7 protein-coding genes and 1 pseudogene are annotated in these 11,216 nt (G+C 60.0%); 5 read left to right on the top strand and 3 right to left on the bottom strand.

The window, feature by feature from the left end; genetic code table 11:
* The first annotated feature begins 167 nt into the window (after window positions 1-167).
* Window positions 168-1,983 (top strand): annotated as a pseudogene (gene glmS / locus BG842_RS11155) (glutamine--fructose-6-phosphate transaminase (isomerizing)).
* A gap of 33 nt (window positions 1,984-2,016) precedes the next feature.
* Here the strand turns inward: glmS and BG842_RS11150 are convergent.
* Window positions 2,017-2,247, bottom strand: coding sequence for a hypothetical protein (locus BG842_RS11150; protein ID WP_069450776.1), 231 nt, complete (start codon window positions 2,245-2,247; stop codon window positions 2,017-2,019).
* Window positions 2,248-2,351: 104 nt separating this feature from the next.
* Here BG842_RS11150 and BG842_RS11145 point away from each other — a divergent pair, with 104 nt between their 5' ends.
* Window positions 2,352-3,032, top strand: coding sequence for an IS6 family transposase (locus tag BG842_RS11145; protein WP_069450775.1), 681 nt, complete (start codon window positions 2,352-2,354; stop codon window positions 3,030-3,032).
* Window positions 3,033-3,357: 325 nt separating this feature from the next.
* Here the strand turns inward: BG842_RS11145 and glmM are convergent, their stop codons facing one another.
* On the bottom strand, window positions 3,358-4,671 hold the full coding sequence (gene glmM, locus BG842_RS11140; protein WP_069450774.1) for a phosphoglucosamine mutase: 1,314 nt from the start codon (window positions 4,669-4,671) through the stop codon (window positions 3,358-3,360).
* A gap of 172 nt (window positions 4,672-4,843) precedes the next feature.
* Here glmM and BG842_RS11135 point away from each other — a divergent pair, with 172 nt between their 5' ends.
* Together BG842_RS11135 and BG842_RS11130 are read left to right on the top strand one after the other, a co-directional pair.
* Window positions 4,844-5,368, top strand: coding sequence for a universal stress protein (locus tag BG842_RS11135; RefSeq protein WP_254663085.1), 525 nt, complete (start codon window positions 4,844-4,846; stop codon window positions 5,366-5,368).
* Window positions 5,369-5,535: 167 nt separating this feature from the next.
* Complete coding sequence (locus tag BG842_RS11130) at window positions 5,536-6,768, top strand: Nramp family divalent metal transporter (protein ID WP_069450772.1); 1,233 nt, start codon at window positions 5,536-5,538, stop codon at window positions 6,766-6,768.
* A 341-nt stretch (window positions 6,769-7,109) separates the two neighbouring features.
* On the opposite strand, the gene BG842_RS11125 is transcribed toward BG842_RS11130, so the two are convergent.
* A complete protein-coding gene (locus BG842_RS11125; RefSeq protein WP_069450771.1) occupies window positions 7,110-8,747 on the bottom strand; it encodes a glycosyltransferase family 39 protein in 1,638 nt (545 codons plus the stop codon).
* A gap of 576 nt (window positions 8,748-9,323) precedes the next feature.
* Between BG842_RS11125 and BG842_RS11120 the strand changes: the two genes are divergently transcribed.
* On the top strand, window positions 9,324-11,174 hold the full coding sequence (locus tag BG842_RS11120) for an ABC transporter substrate-binding protein (protein ID WP_254663084.1): 1,851 nt from the start codon (window positions 9,324-9,326) through the stop codon (window positions 11,172-11,174).
* The last annotated feature ends 42 nt before the right edge of the window (window positions 11,175-11,216 follow it).

Here is an 11,216-nt window from a genome sequence, read left to right as displayed (position 1 = left end):
GTCTCCTGCGATTGGGGCGGCGGGTCTATAGGACACACCCATGAACTACCCTGACACACCAGACGGACGTGCGGCAGTTCGTTCCGGCTTGGTCCGCGATACGGGAGCGCATACCGGCCCGGAGCCACAGTACGAACAGCCCGCAGGACGAACGGAGGAGACGTAGGATGTGTGGAATCATTGCCCGCATCGGCGAAGGTGATGCGATAACGAAGCTCGTGACGGGACTCGAAAACCTCGAATATCGAGGCTACGATTCCGCTGGAGTCGCCGTCCAGAACGGGTCGGGGATATCCGTCTACAAGCGTTCAGGGCAGATATCGGAGCTGAAAGATGCCATTGTCGGAAGCGTCCCAAAGGGGAACGTCGGTATCGGCCACACGCGCTGGAGCACGCACGGCCCACCAACCGACGAAAACGCCCACCCGCACACGAGCGAGACGGAAAACGTCGCCGTCGTCCACAACGGTATCATCGAAAACTACACCGAGCTGAAAAGAGCGGCTGGAAAGCGACGGCCACGAGTTCACGAGCGACACCGACACGGAAGTCATCCCTCATCTCTTCGAATACTATCTTCAGGATGCGCCCAGTATCGAGGATGCGTTCCGCAAGACCATCGGTGACCTCGAAGGAAGCTACGCGGTGGCCGCACTCGTCGATGGCGTCCACGCCATCTACGCGGCCCGACAGGGGTCGCCGCTCATCCTCGGGCTGGACAACGACGAGTATTACCTCGCCAGCGACGTGCCAGCCTTCCTCGACCACACGGACAGGGTCGTGTACTTCGAAGACGGTGACATCGCCGTCCTCGAACCGAACGGCGTGACGATGACCGACCTCGAAGGCAACATGGTCACGCGGGACGTGGAACGGATCGATTGGGACCCCGAAGACGCCGGAAAGGGTGGCTACGAGCATTACATGCTCAAAGAGATCAACACCCAGCCGAACGCACTCACCAACACCATCGAGGGGCGGGTGCAGGACGGCGAGGTTACCCTCGAAGACTTCCCCGAAGGAACGTTCGAGGACATCGACGACGTGCAATTCGTCGCCTGCGGAACGTCGTACCACGCGGCACTCTACGGACAACGGCTCCTCAACCAGACGGGAATACGTGCACAAGCGTTCCGTGCCAGCGAGTACGTCGATTCGGCAACCGGTTCGATCACCGAGAACACGCTCGTCATCGCCGTCACCCAAAGCGGGGAGACGGCGGACACGCTCGGTGCACTCCGCGGGGCGAAAGAGCGTGGCGCACGAACCGTCACGGTGACGAACGTGATGGGTTCGACCGCGGCCCGCGAAGCCGACGATGCGTTGTTCATCCGCGCGGGTCCGGAGATCGGCGTGGCGGCCACGAAGACGTTCTCCTCACAAGCGGTCATGCTCTCGCTCCTCTCGCTCCGTCTCGCAGAGGATATCGAGACGGTGAGTGCACCGGACGACCAAGCGGAACTGCTTCGGGAGTTGCAGAAACTGCCCGAGCACGTCCAAACGGTCCTCGACTCCACGGCCGCCAAGCGAATCGCGAGCCGATACACCGGCAGCGAGGCGTTCTTCTTCATTGGCCGCGGGCTGAACAACGCGGTCGCCAAGGAAGGTGCGCTGAAGTTCAAGGAGATCACCTACGAACACGCGGAAGGTTTCGCCTCCGGGGAACTGAAACACGGGCCGCTCGCGCTCGTGACGCCGGACACGCCCGTCTTCGCGCTGTTCAACGGCGACAAGGACAGGAAGACGCTCCAGAACGCCGAGGAAGCACAGGCACGCGGTGCGCCCATCGTTTCGGTGGCGCACGCGGACCATCGCGCGGAGAAGATATCCGACGACTTCCTCGAAATCCCGAACACGCACTCCATGTGGTCGGGACTCCTCGCAAACGTCCAGTTGCAGTTGGTCTCGTACTACGCGGCGAAGAACTTGGGCCGCCCGATAGACAAACCGCGCAACTTGGCGAAGAGCGTCACAGTCGAGTAGGTGACGCGAGGAGTATCGGAGCCGTGGGTAGTGTCATGGGATGCGATCTAGTTTTCCCCGTGGTGGTTGGGTGCGGAGTCGATAGGCGTGAAACAGCGCGAGCGTCGTGAACGCGAGAACGGTCGTGAACGCGACGTAGATGACGGCCGTCTCGTCGAGCACCCACGCGATGGCCACCCCGGTCGTGCCGAAGACACCGAGAGAGAGGTATCGAGTACTCCAATCGGAAAGGGGCATCATCGAGATATCATCCCGAACGACCATTATTATCCACCGAGTAAACCGGGAGCCGAATGTCAGATTAGACGATGGACACGGTGGAAGGCACTGTCTAGATAAGGACGAGCAGGTTGAAGAGCTAGTGATTCATGCTACTCTCAAACCTGCTCAAAAAGAGTTTAGAGACGGCTACGCTTGAATGTTGGGAGCGTGAGCGGACGGCGACGCCCGTCAGGGCGTTCGCCGTCCGGCTCCACGCGACCGGTTGTTCGCTCAGGGAAACAAAAGGGATTCTCGTACTCCTCGGCGTAAAACGGTCGCATCAAGCAATTTTCCAATGGGTTCATCGGGTATCTGACAGCGTCTCCGACCCGCCGTCGGCGACGCCGACGCGGGTCGCGGTTGACGAAACCGCTGTCAAAATTAACGGCGAGTGGTCTTGGGTGTACGCTGCAATAGACATAGAAACAAAGTTACTGCTCGATGTCAAAGTGTTTGATCGGCATGGGACCGATCAAGCGGCTGCGTTTCTGTCTGGATTGGCCGAGAAACACGATCTCTCTGACACTGTGTTTCTCGTTGATGGCTACGGCTATCGGACTGCCCTCTTTCGAATTGGATTGAGCGGTCACCTTGACTATACCGAGCGAAACCTTATCGAAAAGTGGTTTCACACGCTCAAACAGCGTATCGACCGCTTTCATACCTCGTGGGTGGGCAGTCGGCCGAGCGTTCAGCAGTGGCTTGAACAGTTTGTGCATTACTATAACCATCAGCGACCGCATCAATCGCTCAACAACCGAACACCTGTCGAGGACGAGCTAAACTAGACAGTGCCCGGTGGAAAGAAAGAACAGAGACGAGATATGTGAAAATGGCTGAAACAAACGATATCCGGCGAGCCGAAACTTATTACTTACCCCATCTAGTAGTAAGAAATGTCCCATCGTCGCCGTGGCAGACGCCGGCTGGGACAGCTGTCATCCATTTCCTTCTGGGCACGATAATGAGAGCCGTAGCCGTGAAGAAATCCGATTCGTGATGGCACGGGGAGCGTCGGCCGAGTGAGAGGGTGCGTTTCGTGTGCTCTCTCACTAAACTGCCACTGGTGTTTATTTTGAGAAACAGGACACACTCCCCTTCTCACAGGAATCGCTATTCCGCGTACTCGGCGACGAAGGCGTCTGCCGTCTCGAACACGTCATCCGCGGCGTCGGGGTCTCGGGCTTCGGCGGCGATTCGAACCAGCGGTTCGGTTCCGCTGGCGCGGATGAGGAACCACCCTTCGTCGAGCGTGACGCGCACGCCGTCGATGGTGGTGGCGTCCGCGTAGCGGTCGGTGACGGCTTCCGAGAGGGACTCCATCAAGCCGGTTTTGTCGTCCACGTGCACGTTCTTCCGGCGAATCGGGTACTCGCCGACGTCGGCGGCGAGTTCCGACAGCGGCCCGTTCTCGGCGACGAGTTCGGCGAGACGGCAGGCCGCGAGCGGTCCGTCGGGACAGAGCGTCTGGTCGGCCCAAATCCACGCGCCGGACTGCTCGCCGCCGAAGACGACACCGGGTTCAGTCGCGCGCTCCGCGACGTACACGTCGCCGACCTGCGTTCGTACCACGTCCGCTCCCTGTTCGGCTAGCACGTCCTCGACAATGAGGCTGGTATCGACGGGCGTGACAATCGTTTCGCCGTCTTCAGCGTGCTGACGAGCGAAGAGGGTGAGGAGCACGTCGCCGGAGATGAAGTCGCCGTTTTCGTCCACGGCCATCATGCGGTCCGCGTCGCCGTCGTGGGCGATACCGAGGTCGGCACCGATTGCGGTCACGTGGTCACAGAGCGACTGGCAGTTTTCCGCGGTGGGTTCGCTGGGACGGGCAGGGAACCGACCGTCAGGTTGAGCGTTCAGCGTCTCCACGTCGCACCCGAGTTCGTAGAGCGCGTCCGCGGTGACGGCCCCCGCTCCGTTGCCCACGTCCACAACGACGGAGAGGTCGGCGGGCGAAACGGCCTCGGCGAGGGTTTCGACGTGTGCATCGTGTGCACCGTCCCACTGCGTTTCCTCACCGGTCTCGTCCCAGCCCGCGAGGTCGAACGCTTCGTCTTCGATGATGCGGGTGATCTCCGCGCGCTGGTCGGCGTCGAACGCCTGCCCGGAGGGGTTCCAGAGTTTGATTCCGTTGTCGGTCGGCGGGTTGTGCGAGGCGGTGATGGAGACGCCAGCGTCGGCGTCCTTCCATTCGACGCTTCGGGCGACGGTCGGTGTCGAGGCGAGACCGATGTTCACGACGTCCGCGCCGCATTCACGAAGACCGGCCGAGAGGGCGTCCGCGAGAAATCGACCGCTGTCGCGGGGGTCGCGTCCGACGACGACGCGCTCCGCACCGGTCGAGGCGAGCGCTCGGCCGACCGACAGTGCGAGGTCTCCGGTGACGACATCACCGACAGGGCCACGAATTCCGCTGGTTCCGAACATTGATTCGTACGACAGTCGGGACGGCCAAAAGGGTTCCCTTCGTTGAAAACCGTTCGACGCGGAGGAGCCGTGAGAAGGACGTTTTTACCAATTCGGTGGACAGTTCATCGGCATCAAATCGAGAATAGTAGAACGGGGATATCAGGGAGAATAGCACGAGAGCATATCACGCATGGCACCGATAGTCTATGGGAACGAGCGAACGAGGATGTACAAGCAACTACTCGTGCCGACAGACGGGAGTGCCGGAGCGACGAGGGCGCTGAAACACGCCTTTCGTCTCGCGGAGCGGTTCGACGCGACTATCCATGTCGTTTACGTCTTCGATACGACGAACAGTCCACTCGGACTCGACAACGTGCTAACTGACGTTCACAATCCTCCGGGAGAGTCCGTCATCGAAGCTGCGGTACGCGAGGGGGAAAAACGCGGGTATCCTATCGAGGGCCACGTTCTGAAAGGCGTCCCACACGAGACCATCGTCGAGTACGCCGTCGAAAACGGAATCGACCTCATCGTGATCGCAACCCGCGGTCGAAGCGGCATCGCACGGGGGATGCTCGGGAGCGTCACCGAGAACGTCATCCGCCGGTCGAACGTCCCGGTATTGACGGTTCGGGCGAGGGAATCCGATGATAACGCGGACTCGAAATCGAAAACGAATCCGAGGGCGACCAGCGGACGAGACGACCGATGAACCGGACGTTCGAACGGTCGTGGCAACATAGTGGTGAAAACACCAACGTTATATTTGAGAATGCGAAATTGAGAATTAGATGAGTCAAAATCAGGAGGCAGAAACACCATGGGTAGAATAGAAAACGGCCCTAAAACGACGCCCACTGGTTCTGGAGGTCTGATTCGATGAAATACTCGTTCCGGGAAATTCTCTCTTACCTCGGACCGGGATTCATCATCAGCGTCGCGTACATGGATCCCGGAAACTGGGCGACGAACATTTCCGGCGGCGCGAAGTACGGTCCGGCGCTCCTCTGGGTCATCGTCCTCGCCAGTTTCATGGCGATGGGAATTCAGATAATCGCGGCGAAACTCGGGATTGCGACGGGGAAGGGCGTCGCACAACTCTGTCGGGAGCGATTACCCCGACGCGTCGTCCTCGTGCTCTGGGCCGCCGCGGAACTCGCCATGATAGCGACGGACATGGCGGAGATAATCGGAGCGGCCATCGGGTTCAGTCTCATCTTCCACCTCCCGCTCTGGGCGGGTGCAATCCTCGCCGGAGCCAGTTCGTTCGCGCTCCTCGGCGTCAGGACCGCACACAAGCGCGGGTTCCGGTGGGTCGAGTTGGTCATCATGTCCTTCGTCGCCATCATCGCACTCGCGTTCGTCTTCGAGATGGTGCTCGCAAAACCCACGGGTGGGCAGATAGCGAGCGGACTCGCGCCGGGCATTCCGAACACGAACGCCCTCTACATCGCCATCGGGATACTCGGTGCCACCGTGATGCCCCACAGCGTCTACCTTCACCCCTACATCGTCCAGGATAGGCGGAGCCGCCTCATCGAGGACGAAGGGGACACGGAAGAGGTCCACCGCCGCCACTACATCTTGGAGAGCGTCGATACCGTCGTCGCGCTGTTCGGAGCCATGTTCGTGAACGCCGCGATGCTCATCGTCGCGGCGGCCGCGCTCCAAGGCACGGGCATCGAGACGCTCAACGAGGCGTACGTCACCCTCACCGGCGTGTTCGGTGCGAACGCCAGTTTGGCGTTCGGTATCGCGCTCATCGCCGCGGGTCTGTCCTCGTCACTCGTGGCGACGATGGCCGGTCAGACGGTGATGGACGGCTTCCTCGACCTCAACATCAACGTCTGGATTCGACGGTCGGTGACGCTCGCGCCGAGTTTGGCCATCGTGATCGCCGGGTTCGACCCGACGTCCGTCCTCGTCGCCTCGCAGGTCGCGCTGAGTTTCGAACTCCCGTTCGTCCTCATCCCGCTCCTCTGGTTCACGCGGGAGGAAGGCATCATGGGGTCGTTCCGCAACTCGTCGCGGACGACGGGCGTGCTCGGCATCGTCATCGCGCTCATCATCGTCCTCAACGTCTGGCTCCTGTACTCGACGCTGCTCGGGTAACGAGACCGATTATTTCTGTCAGATCAGTCGACGGCCGTCCCGCGAACGGCGGCGTACAGAATCGCGGTGACGATACCGGTGTCTGGCCGACAGCGACGAGTTCATCCCCGATGCCGAACAACAGTTCGAGACCGAACGCACCGATCACTTCCTCGATGAGCGCGCCGACGAGAAAGGCGAGAAGAAGGATTGCGGCAGTTCGAAGGCTTTCGGCGAGAAGCCATCGAAGAGGGACCGGGACGTATTTAATTCCTATAATACGAGATATAAAAAGAGATTTATTCGGTACCGGTCAAAACGGGTCGCAACACGGAGTCAAATCGCTACACCGGTTCGAATCGCTACACTGGTTGCGGTCCGTCCTCGGGAATCTTCGTCGGTTCCATCGGCTCTCGGACGCGGAATATCATCGCGCCCTCGTTCTCGTAGACGAGCTTGTACCGGTCGGAGCCGACGAGATGCTCGCGCATCCAGGGTTTCTGGTATTCGTCGATTCCGCGGACGGTGTAGTGTCCCTTCGGGACGTACACGTAGTCCGGATTGATGTCGTTCGATATGAGCTTCTTCGTCAAGCAGGTTTTCCCCGGACAGCGTGACGTGCGCTTGTACAAGCCGAGCTGATGGCGATAGTGGTTGTGACCTTCCCACTCGACACCCCACGGCCCGATGAGGATGGTGCGGTCGGTCATCAAGGGGAACCACTCGGCACTGTCACCGAGAACGACGAAATCGGAATCCGACGCCGTACTCTGCTGGGCCCACTCCATCGCGGCCATATCGTCGTCGTCCACGAACGATGGCTGGGTCGTGCTCCCGAGATGGGAGTGGAGGCCGCTTCCGGCGAACGAGACGCCGACGCCCGCAACGAGGACGGTGATGACGATGATGACGGCGAGGGGTGCCGACCGCGAGTATCGCGTCTGCTCCGACCAGCTTCGAACTCGTGGGATGATGACTTCGAAGACCAACACGGCGGTCATCATCGCACCGGCGGGGAACTGGAACCGGACCTTCCCGAGCATGTACGCACCGGCCACCATCCACAGCGGGAGGAACAACCGGCGCTTTGCGATGAGGTACGCCGCACCCGCGAACGACCCGATGTAAAACACGATGGGCCAGTTCATGTCCAGCGGGTAGACGAACTGCTTGAGCAAGCGGTGGGTTCCACCACCGAGACCGGTGTGCGTCCCCGAGGCGGCGGTGAAGATGCCAGCTCCGTGGATGGCGACGATTTGAAGCCACCACGGTGACGCGACGGCGAGTCCGCCAGCGGCGACGGTCGCACCGTACAGCAAGCCTCGCGGCGTCCGGCTGAAGGAGAGAAACATCACCAGGTACGTCGTACCGAAGAACACGGTGTAGACGGGATGTGTGAGAATCGTCAACCCGAACAGGATAGCCGAGGCGACGATCCACTTTCGCTCTTCAGTTTTGAACAGCTTGATGCCGGTGTACGCACCGGTCACGACGAACAGGAAGGCGGGAGCGCGCACGATGCCGCCCGCGGAGAGGTGCCACTGGAGAACCGGCGGCGTCACCGCGAGGACGAGCGTGGCGAACCCGGCCCGCGGCGTCGAGTCGAGGACCTCGTGAGCGAGATAGTAGAACGGGACGAGGTACAGAATCGTCACGAGACCTGGGAGGAACCGACTGAGCGTGATGGGTCCGACGCCAGTCACGTCCATCAGTATCGCCGAGACGTAGTACATCAGCGGCGGATAGCCGAACGGAACCCCGTTCTTCGTGTACAGCGGGATTCGAGCGGGAAGACCGTACCCGTGCGCGCTGATTTCACTGGCAATTTTGAGATAGAGACCGGCACCGTATGCCGGATACGGATGAACCAGCAGGTACGTGAAATACACGAGGATTCCCGTCCCCATCGCCGTTGCGAGCCAGACGCGTTCGTCGCTCGCTAGCTCGGCTACCTTCGATACGACATCCCATTTTTGTCGTTCATTGACACCATGTGACATCAGGCTTCACTCCAACTTCGGTCGTGGACGGGCGGCGTTGCTCGTACAGAGGGACGGCCGCCTATACTTTCTTTCTGGCCGCTGTGCGCATTATTCTCACACGTACCGTTCCCACGGATGGACGCCAGTGGGGTCATCGACGAAGCGACGACACCGACACTGGGTGGCACGCGTGGACGATACGACTTTGGGGAGGGCATCTTTTTCATAGCGTGTACGTGGATACTTTTTATTATCGCGTAGCTAAGCCGTTCAAGGACTGTTTGAATACAAAATGAACGGTGTAGGACTATCCTACCATAAAGCGGGAGCCATGGAACGATAGCGCGAGAGACACGTACGAGAAAATACGTCACAGTATACTTAATTTTGTGGTGGAACCAGTGTCATGGAAAATGTTCTCAAAGCTCATTCAGAAGGAAAGGGGAAGAAAGACGTTAAGTTATGAATAATAAAACGGCACGCCCGTCTCTCCGTAGATAACAATACCCATACTGTTTCGTTCGAGCAATCACTCTCATCTCAGCTCTCTCACGGGACAGTTCACCAGCGGCGTGACGAGGACACCCAATCACCATGTCATCACACACGGAATCCGACCGACGTACCGTGGCGGAGTCCACATCGAAAACGGGACGGCGAGAACTGCTCGCCGCGCTCGGGATGACGCTCGGCAGCGGCTGTATCGAGGAGGCTCGGTCGTTGGTCAGTCGCGACAGTCCAACGCGGGTCTCCCTCTCGATAAAGACCCTCCCGGCGGACGCGGACCCACGACCCATCCGTATCGCACAGTTCCTCGCGAAACAACTCCGTTCGGTCGGAATCGCCGTCCAAGTCGTTCCGATGGGACGCGTCGAGCTATGGCGGGACGTGCTCCTGAACCAGTCGTTCGACTGCTACGTCGGACAGCATCCCGGTATCGACGACCCGGACGAACTCCGGACGCTCCTCCACTCCCGATTCGACGCCGAAACGGGGTGGCAAAACCCGTTCGGTTACGCCAATCTCAGCGTCGATGATCTGCTCACTGCACAGCGAAAACAGAGCGGGAACAAACGGGAGAAAACGCTTCGAAAGCTACAGCAGGCGATCGTCCGCGACCAACCGTTTTCCGTCGTCGCGTTCCCCGACGAGATTCGAGCGACCAGAACGGACCGTTTCGACGGGTGGGAGGGATACGAGACGATTCACTCGCTCTTTGGGTATCTTTCCGTACGCGTGACGGGTACGAGGGGTGGCGTCAAACCGCTCCGGATGACCATCCAAGATTCGGCTCCCACGGTGAACCTCAATCCGCTCGCGGTCGAGTTTCGAAGCGACGAAACGATACTTGATCTACTGTATGACTCCCTCGGACGGCGGATAGATGGAAGGGTCCGCCCGTGGCTCGCCCGGTCGTGGGACTGGCAGACGTCCACAAGAGCGCCCACAGCGACGGTTCACCTCCGAGATGGACTGTGGTGGCACGACGGTTCCGCGCTCACGGCGGAAGACGTCGCATTCACCTACGAATTCCTCGGCGATACCTCGCTCGGGTCGCTCGAAAGTCCGGTTCCCGCACCGCGGTTTCGGGACGCCGTGTCGTTGGTGAAATCGGCGACGGCACTCGATGACGGAACCGTTCGAATTCGATTCGAGAACGCCAGTCGAGCGGTCGCAACGAAGGCATTTTCGACGCCGGTGCTACCGAAACACATCTGGAAGTCGAAGCACGAGCAGGCCGAAATCGCGGGATTCAGAGCCGACTCGACGACGACGAAGGCGCTCGTCTGGAGCAACATGGAACCCGTCGGAAGCGGCCCATGGCAGTTCAGCGATGCGAAGATGAAGAAGTCCCTGACGCTCGATCGGTTCGACCACCACTTCCTCCGACGTATCGAGACGGACACCGAGATGTTGGACTCGAACGATGATTCGACGTCAGCGCCGGACTATATACACCGGTATGCGGGTGGTCCCGCGTTCGAATCGTTGCGATTCCGCGTCGTGCCCTCGGGAGCGGCGGCAACCGAACTCGTGCTAAACGACGAAGCAGACGGGACCGCGACTGGCGTGACCGCGAAAGAAGTTCGCGATATCGGTCGTGCGGAGAACGTCCAGTTACACGTTGATAAGTCGCCGTCGCTGTACCACGTCGGTTTCAATGCCCGAAAGGCGCCGTTCAGCAACGTTCGGTTCCGTCGAGCGGTGGCGCAACTGCTGGACAAGAAATATCTCGTCGATAGCGTGTTCAACCAGTACGCCGAACCGGCCACGAGCCCGTTAGCCCAACACGACTCGCTCGCGCCGAAACTTCGATGGGACGGAACGGACCCGGAGCTGCCGTACCCCGGAAAGGACGGAAATCTCAACGTGAAAAACGCGAAGAAGGCGTTCAAAGACGCGGGATATCGGTACACCAACGACGGAGAGTTGTTGCAACGATGAGGAATCGAATAGAGACTCGAACGAGGCGACGAGCGACTCAAA

This window comes from Haladaptatus sp. W1 (genome assembly GCF_001723155.1).
GTDB classification, from domain to species: Archaea; Halobacteriota; Halobacteria; order Halobacteriales; family Haladaptataceae; genus Haladaptatus; species Haladaptatus paucihalophilus.
This window is presented reverse-complemented; position numbering and strand designations above follow the sequence as displayed.

Bases quoted from the DNA above. Each gene is read 5' to 3' on its own strand.
- BG842_RS11150 (WP_069450776.1), bottom strand. From the start codon at position 2,247: ATGGTCGTTCGGGATGATATCTCGATGATGCCCCTTTCCGATTGGAGT.
- BG842_RS11145 (WP_069450775.1), top strand. From the start codon at position 2,352: ATGCTACTCTCAAACCTGCTCAAAAAGAGTTTAGAGACGGCTACGCTT.
- glmM (WP_069450774.1), bottom strand. From the start codon at position 4,671: ATGTTCGGAACCAGCGGAATTCGTGGCCCTGTCGGTGATGTCGTCACC.
- BG842_RS11135 (WP_254663085.1), top strand. From the start codon at position 4,844: ATGGCACCGATAGTCTATGGGAACGAGCGAACGAGGATGTACAAGCAA.
- BG842_RS11130 (WP_069450772.1), top strand. From the start codon at position 5,536: ATGAAATACTCGTTCCGGGAAATTCTCTCTTACCTCGGACCGGGATTC.
- BG842_RS11125 (WP_069450771.1), bottom strand. From the start codon at position 8,747: ATGTCACATGGTGTCAATGAACGACAAAAATGGGATGTCGTATCGAAG.
- BG842_RS11120 (WP_254663084.1), top strand. From the start codon at position 9,324: ATGTCATCACACACGGAATCCGACCGACGTACCGTGGCGGAGTCCACA.